General features: G+C 71.2%; 14 protein-coding genes. 13 read left to right on the top strand and 1 reads right to left on the bottom strand.

Features of this window, described 5'->3' with window-relative positions; all coding sequences use genetic code 11:
• Positions 1-118: 118 nt before the first annotated feature.
• The 9 genes from AB0I73_RS21120 (at position 119) to AB0I73_RS21080 (ending at position 8,542) form a co-directional block, all read left to right on the top strand.
• Positions 119-499 (top strand): nuclear transport factor 2 family protein, encoded by a 381-nt coding sequence (locus AB0I73_RS21120; RefSeq protein WP_363039507.1) that lies wholly within the window; start codon positions 119-121, stop codon positions 497-499.
• Between the two features lie 57 nt (positions 500-556).
• Positions 557-1,339 carry an SDR family oxidoreductase gene (locus AB0I73_RS21115; RefSeq protein WP_363039505.1) on the top strand — a complete coding sequence of 261 codons (783 nt, stop codon included), beginning with the start codon at positions 557-559 and terminating at the stop codon, positions 1,337-1,339.
• Positions 1,340-1,457: 118 nt separating this feature from the next.
• On the top strand, positions 1,458-1,835 hold the full coding sequence (locus tag AB0I73_RS21110) for an EthD domain-containing protein (protein ID WP_363039503.1): 378 nt from the start codon (positions 1,458-1,460) through the stop codon (positions 1,833-1,835).
• Between the two features lie 124 nt (positions 1,836-1,959).
• Positions 1,960-2,760 carry a glucose 1-dehydrogenase gene (locus AB0I73_RS21105; protein ID WP_363039501.1) on the top strand — a complete coding sequence of 267 codons (801 nt, stop codon included), beginning with the start codon at positions 1,960-1,962 and terminating at the stop codon, positions 2,758-2,760.
• Positions 2,761-2,808: 48 nt separating this feature from the next.
• A complete protein-coding gene (locus AB0I73_RS21100) occupies positions 2,809-4,029 on the top strand; it encodes a cytochrome P450 (protein ID WP_363039499.1) in 1,221 nt (406 codons plus the stop codon).
• Between the two features lie 5 nt (positions 4,030-4,034).
• On the top strand, positions 4,035-4,232 hold the full coding sequence (locus AB0I73_RS21095; protein WP_202279040.1) for a ferredoxin: 198 nt from the start codon (positions 4,035-4,037) through the stop codon (positions 4,230-4,232).
• An 8-nt stretch (positions 4,233-4,240) separates the two neighbouring features.
• The gene (locus tag AB0I73_RS21090; protein WP_363039497.1) at positions 4,241-5,485 is read left to right on the top strand and encodes an FAD-dependent oxidoreductase; all 1,245 of its coding nucleotides are present in this window, start codon (positions 4,241-4,243) and stop codon (positions 5,483-5,485) included.
• Between the two features lie 274 nt (positions 5,486-5,759).
• Entirely contained in the window at positions 5,760-7,628 is a 1,869-nt protein-coding gene (locus AB0I73_RS21085) for an AMP-binding protein (protein WP_363039495.1), read from the top strand.
• Positions 7,629-7,990: 362 nt separating this feature from the next.
• Positions 7,991-8,542, top strand: coding sequence for a nuclear transport factor 2 family protein (locus AB0I73_RS21080; protein WP_363039493.1), 552 nt, complete (start codon positions 7,991-7,993; stop codon positions 8,540-8,542).
• 175 nt (positions 8,543-8,717) lie between these two features.
• Here the strand turns inward: AB0I73_RS21080 and AB0I73_RS21075 are convergent, their stop codons facing one another.
• Complete coding sequence (locus AB0I73_RS21075) at positions 8,718-10,073, bottom strand: MFS transporter (protein ID WP_363039491.1); 1,356 nt, start codon at positions 10,071-10,073, stop codon at positions 8,718-8,720.
• Between the two features lie 335 nt (positions 10,074-10,408).
• Between AB0I73_RS21075 and AB0I73_RS21070 the strand changes: the two genes are divergently transcribed.
• From AB0I73_RS21070 to AB0I73_RS21055, 4 genes are read left to right on the top strand one after another with little or no spacing between them, the layout of a single operon-like run.
• A complete protein-coding gene (locus AB0I73_RS21070; RefSeq protein WP_363039489.1) occupies positions 10,409-11,245 on the top strand; it encodes an ABC transporter ATP-binding protein in 837 nt (278 codons plus the stop codon).
• The gene (locus tag AB0I73_RS21065) at positions 11,242-12,144 is read left to right on the top strand and encodes a branched-chain amino acid ABC transporter permease (RefSeq protein ID WP_363039487.1); all 903 of its coding nucleotides are present in this window, start codon (positions 11,242-11,244) and stop codon (positions 12,142-12,144) included. The genes AB0I73_RS21070 and AB0I73_RS21065 overlap by 4 nt, the downstream gene beginning before the upstream one ends.
• Before the next feature lie 13 nt (positions 12,145-12,157).
• Positions 12,158-13,282 (top strand): branched-chain amino acid ABC transporter permease, encoded by a 1,125-nt coding sequence (locus AB0I73_RS21060; RefSeq protein WP_363039485.1) that lies wholly within the window; start codon positions 12,158-12,160, stop codon positions 13,280-13,282.
• Positions 13,282-14,538 carry an ABC transporter substrate-binding protein gene (locus tag AB0I73_RS21055; RefSeq protein WP_363039483.1) on the top strand — a complete coding sequence of 419 codons (1,257 nt, stop codon included), beginning with the start codon at positions 13,282-13,284 and terminating at the stop codon, positions 14,536-14,538. Before AB0I73_RS21060 ends, AB0I73_RS21055 begins: the two co-directional genes overlap by 1 nt.
• The last annotated feature ends 9 nt before the right edge of the window (positions 14,539-14,547 follow it).

Below are 14,547 nucleotides of genomic sequence, written 5' to 3'. Positions count from 1 at the left end.
CGGCAGCCGAGCGCGACGCCCCGAGCGTCGCTCGGTCACCTCACCTCGAGCATCGGGAGACATCATGGCCCTGAACGACAACATTCAGAACCTGTCTGCGACCGACAATGTTCGTACCGTGGCGGAATTTTCCGACCTGTACTTCTTCAAGGGGGACAAAGCGGCCGCCTTCGAGCTGCTCGCCGACGACTTCGTGGCCGTGGAGGCCGAGGGCCTTCCGTACGGCGGAGAGTGGCGGGGTGCCGACGGCTTCGACCGCATGATCGGTCAGATCACCGACCTGTTCGAGTCCACGGTGAACACCTTCCACGTCAAGTACCGCGACGCCGGCGACGTCGTCCTGGCGGACGCCGACCTCAACATGAAGAACCGCCGCACCGGCAAGGTGCTGCCGATGCGGGTCATCGAGCTCTGGTACGTCGTCGACGGGAAGATCGAGCGCGTCGAGGTCTTCTACCAGGACACCAAGGCCGTGACGGAGCACGCCGAGGGCAAGTGACGGGGTCCGCCCCCATTGCCGCACGTCCGCACCGGACCTGACCGACGGAAGGCCAGCATGAGCAGCACCTCCTCCCCCCTCCTCCCCGAGGGCAAGGTCGTCTTCGTCACCGGGGGCTCGGGCAACCTGGGTTCGCAGTTCGCCTCCTCGCTGTCCGCCGCCGGGGCCCGGGTCGTCATCGGCGGACGCAACGTCGAACGGCTGAAGGCCACGGCCCGTCGCATCCAGGAGGCCACCGGCAACGAGGTCAGGTACGCCGCGGGCGACCTGACCGACGCGGCCGGCACGTCCGCCCTCGTCGAGGACGTCTGGTCCGCCTTCGGACGCGTGGACACCGTCGTGAACTCGGCGGTGCCCAGCGGCAGCCCGCAGCAGGGCGACCTCCTGAGCACCCCTGACGAGGCGTGGCTGCACTTCTTCGACCCCGTGATCCTCGGCGTGGTGCGCATGGGCCGGCATCTGGTTCCGAAGATGGCCGCGGCCGGCGGTGGCTCCTTCGTCAACATCGTGTCCCCGACGGGGATCGTGCCCTCGCCCGGCGTCGACGCCTACGGCGTGGCCAAGGGCGCCCTGATCATGCTCACCAAGTACATGGCCAGGGAGTGGGGCACCTGGAACATCCGCGCCAACGGGATCGCCCCCGGGCTGATCATCGACGACCAGTACGTCACGCCCGAGACGATCCCGCGCAACGCGGCGCTCTCCAGCGCGCTCGAGCGCACCTCGCTGGGACGCTGGGGCCGACCCGAGGACCTGGTGGGTGTGGCCACCTTCCTCGCCTCGGACGCGGCCGCTTTCGTCAGCGGCCAGATCATCTCCGTCGACGGCGGACGTTTCTGACCCACGGGCGGCCGTCCCGGCCACGCGCACCCCCGCCGACCGACCGCCCCCCTGCCCACCCACACGCACGAGTCCGTCGTCCGGCCACGGGGCCGGACGACGCCCTCGGGAGGATCCCTTGATCAAGCTCGTCGCCGTTCTCTCCCGGAAGCCGGGCCTCTCGGTCGAGGAGTTCCGCACGCACTACGAGCAGGTCCACGCCCCGCTGATCCTGTCCCTGGTGGGACCGCACCTCATGGACTACCGCCGCAACTACGTCGACCACGCGACGGCCTCGGGCGGGGTCAACTCCGCTCCCGGACAGGACCTGTTGGACTTCGACGTCATCACCGACATGTGGTACGCGGACCGGGCCTGTTTCGATCGCGCGATGGAGGTGTTCCGCGACCCCGGCCACGCGGCACGGGTACGGGCGGACGAACTGACCTTCATGGACCGGGACAAAAAGCGCGTCTTCCTCGTGGACGAGGTGGGCGAGGGCGCGGCCACCGGGTGAACCCCTGCCCGCCGACCGCTCCACCGGCCTTTCCCCATCGTCCCGTTGCCCACCGACCGGTCCTCCGGCGACCGGTCCCCCACCGACCTCCGACCACTCACCTCGACACAGAAGGACGCGGCACATGACCGAGCAGGCCCTATCGGGCAAAGTAGCGATCGTCACCGGCGGGGCCCAGGGCATGGGTGAGACGACCGCCAAGCTCTTCGCCCGAGCGGGCGCCGAGGTGGCCGTCGTCGACCTCAACGAGCAGGCCGGCCGTCGCGTCGTGGAGGAGATCGAGGCGGAGGGCGGACGGGCCACCTTCATCGCCTGCGACATCTCCCGCGCGGAGCAGGTGGAGTCCATGGTCTCGGCCACGGTCGCGACGTACGGGCGGATCGACTGCGCGGTCAACAACGCCGCCGTCGCCAACGACAACGAGCCGGTGGCCGAGTTCGACGAGGCCACGTACGACCGCATCATGGCGGTCGACCTCAAGGGCACGTTCCACTGCAACAAGTACCAGATCAGACAGCTGCTGGCGCAGGGCAGCGGGGGCTCGATCGTCAACGTGGCCTCCATCGTGGGCTTCCGCCCGAACCGGAACTCGCCCGTCTACAACGCGGCCAAGGCCGGGGTGTGGTCGCTGACCCAGAGCGCGGCGCTGGACTACGGGAAGTACGGCATCCGGGTCAACTGCGTGGCGCCGGGGGCGATCGACACACCGATGCTCCAGGAGGGCCTGCGGGCGCGCCGGCGCGACGTCGACGCGTACCGGCGGATCATGAGCAACCTCCACCGCATCGGTGAGCCGGACGAGGTGGCCAACGCGCACCTGTGGCTCTGCTCGGACGCCTCGTCCTACATCACCGGCTCCGTGCTGCACCTGGACGGCGGGTACGTCCAGACGCCGCCGTACGAGTTCCCGCTCCTCGACGACTGAGGCGAGAAGCTCCCCGACTTGCAGGTTCGACACGACGAGGTGGACACGATGAGCAGTGACATGAGCAGCGCGCCGGCCTACCCCATGGCCCGGGGATGCCCTTTCTCCCCTCCGGCGGAGATCGGTCGGCTCAGGGAGGAGGAGCCCGTCGCGCGGGTGCGTACCTGGGACGGCAGCCTCCCCTGGCTGGTGACCCGTTACGACGACGTGCGGGCGATCCTGTCCGACCCGCGGTTCAGCTCGGACCCGGGTCGGGACGGCTACCCGGTCACCTCCGCGGGGATGAAGCAGCAGCACAAGGCGAACCCGACGTTCATCGCCATGGACGACCCGGAGCACGCCCGGCACCGCAGGATGATCACCGGTGAGTTCTCCGTGCGCCGGACCGAGGCGCTGCGCCCGACGGTCCGGCGGATCACCGAGGAGCTGCTGGACGCGATGGAGGCCGCGGGCGGCACCGCCGACCTGGTGACGGACTTCGCCCTGCCGCTGACCTCGACGGTCATCTGCGAACTGCTGGGGGTCCCCCAGGAAGCGCACACGTTCTTCCAGGAACACAGCAACGCCCTGCTCGACGTCAAGGGCGACCCGGCCAGGGCCGGTCGCGCGGTCGAGGAACTCACCGACTACCTCACCGCGCTCGTGGCGCAGAAGACGGCCGAGCCGAGCGACGACCTGCTCGGTCGGGTCGTCGAACGCCGGGTCAAAACGGGCGAGATGACCGAGCGGGAGGTCGCCTCCCTCGGCATCCTCCTGCTGGTCGCGGGGCACGAGACCACCGCGAACCAGATCGCGCTGGGCGTGCTGTTCCTGCTGCAGAACCCGCAGTACGCGGCGATCATGCGCGAGGGCGACGACAAGGCGGTCGCCGCGGCGTGCGAGGAACTGCTCCGGCTCCTCACGGTGACCCACATCGGGCGCCGTCGGGTGGCCGTCGAGGACGTCGAGGTCAACGGCGCGCTGATCCGGGCCGGCGAGGGGGTCATCGCCTCCGGCGACGCCGCCAACCGCGACCCCCGGCAGTTCGCCGACCCCGACCGGATGGACATCCACCGGGAGCAGAACCACCACGTCGCCTTCGGCTACGGAATCCACCAGTGCCTGGGGCAGCCCATCGCCCGCATCGAGCTCCAGACCGCCTACCCGGCGATCCTGAAGCGCTTCGCCGACCTGCGGCTGGCGGTGCCCCTCGACGAGATCGACTACCGAGGCGACATGGTCGTCTACGGCGTCCACTCCCTGCCCGTGACGTGGGGAGACGAAAGGTGAGCGAGATGAAGATCGAGATCGACTACCCCAAGTGCATCGGCGCGGGCCAGTGCGTCCTCGAGGCGTCCGAGGTCTTCGACCAGGACGACGACGGGATCGTCGTCCTGCTGGACGTGGACCCCGCCCCGCACGCGGCGGCCGTGCGCTCCGCCGCGCACGCCTGCCCGGCCCGCGCGATCGTCGTCGACCACCAGGAGCCGTAGGCCCCGCCATGACCTCAACCATCGAGCCGAACACGGACGGCACCGCGGTCGTCGTCGGCACCGGCGTCGGAGGCGTGCGCACGGCGCTCGGCCTGCGCGAGCAGGGCTTCCGGGGCAGGATCGTCCTGTTGGGGGCCGAGTCGCAGCTGCCCTACGACCGGCCCCCGCTGTCCAAGCAGTTCCTCTCCGGCGAGTGGGACGCCGAGCGGCTCTCGCTGCTCACCGAGAGCGAGGCGAACGATGCGCGGATCGAGCTGTGGCCGGGTACCTCGGCCCGGGGCCTGGACGTCCACGGCAGACGGGTGCTGCTCGACGGCGGGCAGAGCCTCGCCTTCGACCACTGCGTCATCGCCACGGGGTGCCGGGCCCGGCCCTCCCCCTGGCACGTCGAGTCGGGCCTGCACGTGATCCGTGAGCTCGCCGACTCGGTCGCCCTGCGGCGGGACCTCTCGGCGGGTGGACCGGTGGTGATCGTGGGCGGCGGGTTCATCGGCATGGAGGCCGCCGCGACCGCCGTCCTGCTCGGGCTCCCGGTCACCGTGGTGGACCCGGACCCGATGCCGCTGGCCCGTTCCGTCGGACCGGAGATCGCCGGCCTGCTGACCGACATCCACGTGCGTCACGGGGTCGTCACCCGCTTCGGGGTCGGCGTCGAGGACGTGCGGGGACGGCACGGGGACCTGCGTGTGACCCTGGCGGACGGCACCGCCCTGCGGGCGGCCACCGTCGTCGTCGGCATCGGCGCGGTACCGAACGTCGAGTGGCTCGCGGGCTCCGGTCTGCACGTCGCCGACGGGGTGGCGTGCGACGAACACGGGCGCGCGGTGGGTGCCGACGGCGTCCACGCCGTCGGCGACGTCGCCCGGTGGCGCGGCCCGGAGAACCCCGACGCCCGTCGGACCGAGCACTGGACCAACGCCGTCGACCAGGCCGCCGTCATCGCCCACAACATCGTCCATCCGGACCGGCCGGGGCGTCAGGACGCCCTCCCCTACGTGTGGAGCGACCAGTACGACCACAAGGTGCAGGTCGTGGGGCGTCCCGCCGCGTCCGCCGACTGCAAGGTCCTGGAAGGCCCGGACGGTCCCCGACGCCGGGTGGCCGCCCTGTACGCCGACGACGCGGGCGCGCTGGTCGGGGTGGCCGCGGTCAACTGGCCCAGGGCCACCGTGCTGGCCCGCAAGCTGCTGGCCCGCCGGGCGGGCGTCGGCGAGGCCGTCGACGAGGTGCAGGCGCTCGCCGCTCCGCGCTGAGCGGCCGCCCCGGCGCCGCGCGCGCCCGCGACCGCACGCGAGGAGGCGCGCCGGCTCTCCGGAGGAGCTGCTCGCGTCCCCGGAGGGTCGCCGCACACCCTCGGACCGAACTTCGGGCCGCATCCGCCGACCGGCGGGTGCGGCCCGAAGTCGTGCACGGCACGGTGACCCGTGAGCCCCCGCCCGCGCTCCGCTCCTCCCCCGCCACACCCGTTCCCTTATTGAGACTGCCCGTCTATTATCGAACGGCAGCGTCCCGTGGCGAGAACCCCCGATGAACGAGAGGCACGTCGTGAACGAGTCCTTGCAGGCCCTGGGATACCCGGAGCAGCGGCCCTTCCGCCGCACCCTCGACATGGCCACGCTCCCCGAGGCCTTCCAGCTGACGGTGGAGGCCTACCCGCACGCGGTGGCCCTGCGCACCGAGGACGACTCGCTGCGTCTCAGCTGGCTGGAGGCGGCCGAGCTGGTGGAGATCCTGGCCGGAGCACTCGCGGGTCTGGGGATGGGACGCGGCGACACGCTCGCCCTGCTCCTGACCAACCGCCCGGAGCACCAGCTCATGGACCTGGCCGCGCTCCACCTCGGGGCGGCCACGACCTCGGTCTACTCGACGCTCCCCCCGGTCGACCTCGCCTACAACATCGGCGACTCGGGCTCCCGCGTCGTGGTCACCGAGCCCTCGCTCGAGGCGGGGCTCCGGGAAGCGATCAGGGACCACGGCCTGACGGTCGACCATGTGATCGTCCTCGACCACGCACAGGTGGAGGCCCTGGACGGCGCGCAGACGCACACCTACGGCGAACTCCTGCTCCGGCCCGCGCCGGAGGGCTTCGACTTCGCCCGCACCTGGCGGGCGGTCTCGCCCGACGACGTCGCCACCGTCATCTACACCTCGGGCACCACCGACCTGCCCAAGGGCGTCGAGCTCCAGCACTCCGCGATCCTGCACACCGTGGACACGTACCACGAGGCGGCCCCCCTGGCCGCCGGCCGACGCCTGCTGTCCGGGATGCCGATGGCCCACATCGGCGAGCGGATCATCTCCTACTACCTGGCGGTCACCCAGGGGCACTGCGTGACCTTCTGCCCGGACATCAGACAGCTCAACAACATGTACCTGCGCGTCCGGCCCGCGATGATCTTCCTGGTGCCGCGTTCCCTCGAACGCTTCCGCAGTCTGATCGAGGCGTACATAGGCGACCAGCCGGACCAGGAGCGTCGCACGCGTCTGCGGCGGGCCGGCGCTCTCGGCGAGCAGTTGACCGATGCCGAACAGGCGGGCCGTGCCGCGCCCGCCGAGCTCCGCCGTGAGTGGGAGGAGCTCGCCGCGGAACGCGCGGACCTGCTCGCGGTCGTCGGCCTGGACGGCGTGGAGTACGCGGTCGTCGGCGGCGCGTACGTGGACGTCGACCTGCTGCGGTACTTCCTCGGCCTGGGCCTGCCGGTGCGCGAGGGTTACGGCTCGACGGAGTGCTGCGCCCTGGCCACCCCCGGCAGGCTCTCCGACGAGTACCGCATCGGCTACGCCGGCCCCGTCGCCACGGGCATGGAGCTCAGGATCGCCGAGGACGGCGAGATCCTCCTGCGCGGCCCACGGCTGATGCGCGGCTACCGCAACAAGCCCGAGGCGACGCGGGAGGCGATCGACGCCGACGGGTGGCTGCACACCGGCGACATCGGCGTGCTCAACGAACTCGGCCAGCTCAGGATGGTGGACCGCAAGAAGGACCTCATCATCAACACGAACGGCAAGAACATCTCGCCCGTCCGCATCGAGAGCCGCGTGGTCCTGGCCGGCTCACTCATCGGCACGGCGGTCGCCACCGGCGACTCCCGGGCGTACGTGTCCGCGCTGCTCGTGGCGTCCCCGGAGGGGGTGGCCGGCTACCGCCGCGCGCACCCCGAGACGGCCGCGCTCGACGACGAGGCGCTGGGCCGGGACGACGGTTTCCGCGCGGCCGTGCAGCAGCAGGTGGACGCCGCCAACAAGGACCTCTCCGCCGTCGAGCAGATCAAGGCCTGGACGCTGATCATGAGCCCGTGGGAGGTGGGCGGCCACGAGATCACCGCGTCCAACAAGCTCAAGCGCCGTGCGGTGCTGGTGAAGTACGCGTCGACGATCGACGCCATGTACCACTGACCCCGGATCCGGACGGACCGGACCCGGCCGAGGACCGCGCCGGCCTCCGGCCCGCCGTCCGGACGCCGGCGCGAAGCACGTGCACTGCCGTCACGGCCCTGGCCGAGGACCGCCGCACCGCCCCACCAGGGAGCGGCCCCGCGGTCCTCCTCCGAACCGCCGCCGACGCCCTCGGGGGGTGTCGGCGGCCTCGGCATGCGGCGGGCCTTCACGGCATCCGGCCGACGGCAGGACACGGCCGTCAGCCGTCCGGCGGGCGCGGGCCGCGCGTACCCTCCCCGGGCAACTCGGCAGACATCGGCGAGGGGTGGGGGAAAACCCCTCGCACCAGGCAGCAGGAACACGACGACGAGGGAAGAACCATGACCGGTACGCCTTGGACCGACACCGACACCCACTCCGGCGCCGACGACCCGCACCGCCACGGGCCCGCGGTCCCCGAGCGTCCGGCCGGCGCCGACACGCCCACCGGCGCCCGGCCGGACGCCGCTCCCCCCGCCGTGGGAGGGTGGCGGGCCGAGCCCTCGCAGAACGTGGCCACCCTCTCGACGTTCCTGGGCCTGCTGGCCTCGCGGGAGACGATGCGGCAGGCGCTGTCCCTGGTGGCCGACGACTTCGTGGCCGTGGAACCGGCGTCCCTTCCCTACGGGGGCTCTTACCACGGGCCCGCCGGGCTCCTGGACATGCTGCGCGCGGTCAACTCCGTGGTGCGGCTGGACATCGAGGACATCCGACTGAGCGACGCCGGCGATCTCGTCATGGCCCGGGTCGAGGTCGTCCTGGTGGCGCGCGACACCGGTGAGACCCTCCGTACGCGCATCGTCGAGCTCTACACGGTGGCGGAGGGCTCGATCAGGAAGTTGGACATCTTCTACCACGACACGGCCGCGGTCCATCGGCTGCTCGGCGCCTGACCGCCCGCCACCCTCCGGCTCCCGTCCGGCAACCGGCATCCGGTCGGACGACGCCGGAAGACCGGCCTGACCCCTTGTGCGGGGTCAGGCCGGTCTTCCGCGGCCGTCCGACCGGGTGATCCGTCCCTCATCGGCAAGGCTCGCGGTCGCGCCGCCCGTGCGGCGGCACGTGGCGCTACTCGCTGTAGCGGGCGATGTCCGACCGGTTGGTCTCCGGCACCGCGAAGATCGCCACGGCACCGCTCACCACGTAGATGACGGCCAGGAACACGGTGATGTAGACGGGGTTCCCGCCGCCCCACGCCATCAGCCCGCTCGCGATCAGCGGACCCAGTCCGGCGACGGAGGAGGTGAACTGGTAGCCCAGCGAGACGCCGGTGTAGCGGGCGTTGGAGGGGAAGAGCTCGGAGATCATCACGCCGTGCGCGCCGACGGCGAGACCCAGGAAGCCGTACCCGAGGATGAAGGCGACCAGCAGCAGCGTCGAGGAGCCCGAGTCGACCAGCGGGAAGAGCACGAAGGACGTCGCGAGCATCAGGACCATGCCGGTGACGTAGACCGGTCTGCGCCCGAAGCGGTCCGACGCGGCCGCACCTATCAGGGTGGTCACGGGGTTGACCAGGGAGGCGATGAGGAGCGCGGACAGTGCCGTGCTGCTGCTGTAGCCCGAGCCGATCGCGTACGACAGGGTGTACACGAGCACGACGGTGCCGGTCAGCGAGATGCTCAGGGTCAGCATCACGACCAGGATCAGCGGGCGGCGGTCACGCGTGAGCACCTGCATCAGCGGGATGCGTCCCTCCCGGACCACGGGCTCGGCCTTCTCGAACACCGGGGTCTCGTCGGTGCCGGAGCGGATCCAGACCGCGATCGCCACGAGGACGAGGCTGAACAGGAACGGCAGTCGCCACCCCCAGCCCAGAAACTGCTCCTGGGGCAAGTCGGAAACCAGCCGGAAGACCAGCGTCGCCATGATCACGCCGCCGGCCGGTCCCAGCTGGGACGCGGCGCTCCACAGTCCCCTGCGGTGCGCGGGCGCGTGCTCGACCGTCATCAGCAGCGCGCCGCCCCACTCGCCGCCGACCGACACGCCCTGGACCAGCCGGACGAGGACCAGCAGGACGGGCGCCCACACACCGATGCTGGCGTACGTGGGGAGCAGCCCGATGACCGTGGTGGCGAGCCCCATCACCATGAGGGTCACGACCAGGACGCGCTTGCGCCCGATCCGGTCGCCCAGGTGGCCGGCGATCACACCTCCCAGGGGGCGGGCGACGTAGCCCACCGCGAAGGTGGCGAAGGCCCCCATCAGGGCGACGGAGGAGTCCCCTTCCGGGAAGAACAGCGCGGCGAAGACGATCGCCGAGGCCATACCGTAGAGGTTGAAGTCGTACCACTCGATCAGTCCGCCGAGGAAGCTCGAGACGAGCACCCGCCGCTTGCGGGCGGTCGTTCCTCGCTCGGTCGGCGGCGATTGCGTCCCGGGGGAGGAGCTGTCGTCCCTCGTCCCGTCGACCATGTCCTGAGCCATGGGTGATCTCCCTGTGCCGATGGATGGGCGCGAGTTTTGAACTCGCAAGTCGCAATAAGGGCGACGGCGGCACACCCTAACAGCGGTCGGCCGGATTGCCCCCTGTCGCGCGACGGACTTTTCCGCTAGCCCTCGACGCCACCCCGGACCCGGAGCGCGGGCCGCCGGGGCGATGCGACCCTTTCAAAGTCGCCCATCTCAAAACTCTTGCACGTCCGCGCCCCGTCGTACATATTGTGAGACCACATGTTTCATAACGGTGGGATCCGGCCCCCCGGACGTCGACGGTGGCGCCCGCGGGGCCGGTGCCCCACCCGTGCGACGAGGAGATACATGTGGCTCCCTCTCCACCGGCGGCGACGGTGCCCGAGACCGTGCCCGCCGTCCCCGACCGGCCCGACCCCGTGCTCGAGGTGCGCGGCGTGGGACAGCGGTACGGCGCGCACCAGGTGCTCAGCGACATCGACTTCACCCTGCACCGCGGCGAACTCCTCGCCACGGTCGGCCCGAACGGCGCCGGCAAGACGACACTCTTCAACTGCGTCACGGGTGTCGCCAGGCCGCGGACGGGTTCGGTGGTCGTCGCGGGCACGGACGTCACCGGTCTGCGCCCGTCGGCCGTCGTCCGGGCAGGGGTCGCGCGCACGTTCCAGCACCTGGCGCTGTTCGAATCCCTGACGGTCCGGGACAACCTCCTCCTGGGACGCCGGCACGCCATGCGCACCGGCTCCCTGGCCACCACGCTGAGGCCGCTGCGCGCCCGCCGCGAGGAGGCGGACAACCGCGCGGTCGTCGCCGGACTGATCGAGCGGTACGGCCTGTCGGGGGTCGCCGACCGGCCGGTGGAGACCCTCCCCCACGGGGTGGGCAAGGTCGTGGAACTCGCGCGGGCGGTCGCCATGGAACCCGCGGTGCTGTTGCTCGACGAGCCGGTGGCCGGGCTCAACCCCGAGGAGTCCGCCGAGTTCGCCGAGCACCTGAAAGCCCTCCGCGAGGAGCGTCCCGAGCTGGCGATCCTGCTCATCGAGCACGACATGCCGCTGGTGCTGACCCTCGCGGACCGCGTGCTCGTCCTCAACTTCGGCCGTGAGGTCGCGACGGGGACCCCGGCGGAGATCCGCCAGGACCCCCGTGTCATCGATGCCTATCTCGGCCGGAGGAGTGCGGAATGACCCAGGCAGAGATCTTCCAGGCGCTGGTCTCCGGCCTCGCGCTGGGTGCCGGTTACGCGTTGTTGGCGGTCGGCGTCGTGGTGGTCTACTCCGCGACCGGGATCCTCAACTTCGCCCAGGGCGCATTCGTCCTGATCGGCGCCTTCACCACCTATCAGGTCGGCGTGGTGTGGGGGCTGCCCTTCCTGGTGGCGGCCCTCGCCTCCCTGCTCCTCGGGGCCCTGCTGTCGATGCTGACCGGCATGACGCTGCTGCGACGTTTCAGCAAGAAGGCGCACTTCCCGGCCGTGATGGCGACGGTCGGCCTGCTGTTCCTGGTCCAGGCACTGGTCGCGGGCCTGTGGGGCGACGAGGCCCGCGACCTGGGCGATCCCTGGGGACTGCGCGTCGTCAAGGTCGGTGGGTCCGTGCTCGCGCTGTCGGACGTGTGGACCGCCGTGACCGGCGCCGTGCTCCTCGTCGCGGTCTTCGCCCTCATCCGGTTCAGCCCGATCGGGCTGGCGATGCGTGCCGCGGTCAGCGACGAGGAGGCCGCGGTGGCCCAGGGCATCAGCACCCGGACGGTCACCGTCTTCGCCTGGAGCCTCGGGGGCGCACTCGGGGCCGTCGCGGGCATCCTGCTCGCCGCCGGTGCGTCCGGCGTCAACAGCACCTTGGGCATCGCGGCGTTCGCCGCGCTGCCGGCCATGGTGCTGGGCGGCATCGACTCCCCCATGGGCGCGCTGCTGGGCGGACTGTTCCTGGGCGTGGCACAGCAGTTCGCGATCCTGCTCCAGTCGTCGGTGCTGGAGCCGCTCGGCGCGGGATTCCCCGGCGTCCTCCCCTACCTGATCCTCGTCGTGATGCTCGTCGTACGGCCCCAGGGCTTCTTCGGAACCCGGGCCGTGCGTCGTTTCTGAGAGAGCGGGCGTGATGCAAGAACACCTCCTCACCGAGCCGGTCCCGCCACGGGATCGGCCCCCACGCGAAGTCCCGCGATCCGCCGGGCAGCTGCTCCTCGCGGGGCTCGCCTGCGTCTATCTGGCGACCCCCTTCCTGGTCCAGGACCACATCCTCTTCCTGCTCTCCTACTGTGCGGTGATCGCGCTCGCCGGTGCGGGCGTGGTCCTGCTGGTCGGTCGGGCGGGCACGGTCTGGATCGCGCAGCCGTTCTTCATGGGTCTCGGGGCCTACCTCGCCGTCGCCCTCGCCGACCGCTTCGACCCCGGCTTCGTGGTCGTCGCCGTCGCGGCCGGGGCGGCAGCGGCGGCGGCGGGTGCGGTGACCGGCTGGTTGGCGGTCCGGCTCGGGGGCCTGGAGCTGGCGATCGTCTCGTTCGGCGTCGTCCTCATCGGCGACTACCTCGCCCGCCAGCTCACCTCCCTGACGGGCGGCTCCGCGGGCAGGGCGACCTCCTCGGTCGAGGTGTCCGTCGGGCCCGTGAACTTCGAGGACCTCGGCTCCTTCTCCGCGGAACAGGGCCTCTTCTGGGCCACCTGGGCGGTGACCGCCGCCTGCCTCGCCCTCAGCGCCTTCCTCCTGCGCCGCGCCCCCGGCCGGACCTGGGTGGCGCTGCGCGACAACGAGCGGGCCGCCGAGGCGATCGGGATCGACGTGCGACGGGAGAAGATCGGCGTCTTCGCGCTCGCCGGCGCCTTCGGCGGACTCAGCGGGGCGATGCTGGCCGGCCTGCGGGAGTACATCGCCCCGGAGGACTTCGGCTTCACGATGGTCACGCTGCTCATGGCGGTGGTCATCGTCGGGGGCGTGACCCGGCTCGCGGGTGCGGTCGTCGGCGCCCTGGCCCTGCCCGGCCTGGAGTTCCTCGTCTCCGAGTTCGCGGACAGTCCCGCGCTCGGCTGGTTGATCAAAAGCACTGCGGAGGACAGCGGATTCTTCACCGCGGGCTCGTTCAACCTCCTGATCTTCGGCGCGCTGATCCTGGTGGTGCTCCTAGTGGAGCCGCAAGGCCTGTTGGGCGGCGCCGCCCGGGTCATCGACCGATGGAAAGGGACCGCGGCCGACCGCACGGTCCACGACGAAGGAGAAGTCAAGTGATGCCCTCCCGCACCAGAACCGCACTCGCGGCGCTCGCCGTGGGCGCGCTGCTCGCCACCGCCGGCTGCGGTCGTGGCGAGTCGAAGGGTTCGGACGACACGGCCGCCGCGGCGCCCGGTTTCGACGGACACACGCTCACCCTGGGCGTGCTCAACGTGACGTCCGGCCCGGCCGCCTCGTCCTTCGCCCCCATCGGGGCCGGCGCCAAGGCCTACGTGGACGCCCTCAACGCGCGCGGCGGCATCGCCGGGAAGTACCCCGTAGAACTGATCACCCGCGACACCGCCTACGACCCCTCCAAGACCGCGCAGGCCTACGAGGCCACGAAGCGTGAGGTCGCGGCCTACGCCCTGGTGACGGGCACGCTGTCCACCGACGCGGTGCTGCCCCAGGCCCGCAAGGACGACATCCTGGTGTTCAGCGCGTCGGCGGACGGCAAGTTCTTCCACCAGAGCCACGCCCTGTCCATCGCCATGCCCGCCCAGAGCCAGTTCCTCAACGGCGCCGAGTACCTCACCCGGGGCGACGGCAAGGGGCGAAAGCTCTGCTCCCTCGCCACCGAGGGCCCCCGGTTCGAGACCGCCACCGCGGTCGTGGAGTACGCCGGGAAGAAGATGGGCATGCGAACGGGCCCCTCCCTGGCGGTCCAGTCCGGCGTGAAGCCGACCACGCAGGTCCAGCAACTCAAGAAGGCCGACTGCGACATGGTGATGATGAGCACCGCGCAGATCCCCGAGGCCCCGGACGTGCTGACCGCGGCCATCGAGCAGGATTTCGAGCCGACCTGGATCGCCAACGCCGGTTCCTGGGGGCCGTTCCTCAACGACGGTCCGCTGTACGACTACACCACCGAGCACATGGTGATCATCACCGAGGGACTCCCCTGGGGTGCGGACGACGCGGGGATGCGGCAGCTCCTCGCGGACCAGAAGAAGTACGCCCCGGACGCCCGGCCGTCGGTCGGCTTCCTCTGGGGCTACAACCAACTGGCGGCGGTCGAGGCCGTGCTGACCGAGGCGGCCGAGCAGGACGACCTGTCCCGAGCGGGCATCATGCGGGCCCAGGCGTCGCTGTCCTCCCTGGACCTGGCCACCTACTACCCCCGCCCGTGGGGCGCCGCGGCCGACCGTGGCCAGCACACGCAGTACTGCGTGCTGGTGCCGTCGAAGTCCGGGAAGGACGGCACCGAGGAGACCGCGTGCCACCAGAAGGTCACGCAGGACGTCCTGGACTACCCCTACCCGGCGGGAGACTGACGGTGCGCA

This window comes from Streptomyces sp. NPDC050388 (assembly GCF_040655635.1).
In the GTDB taxonomy this organism is placed as follows: Bacteria; Actinomycetota; Actinomycetes; order Streptomycetales; family Streptomycetaceae; genus Streptomyces.
This window is presented reverse-complemented; position numbering and strand designations above follow the sequence as displayed.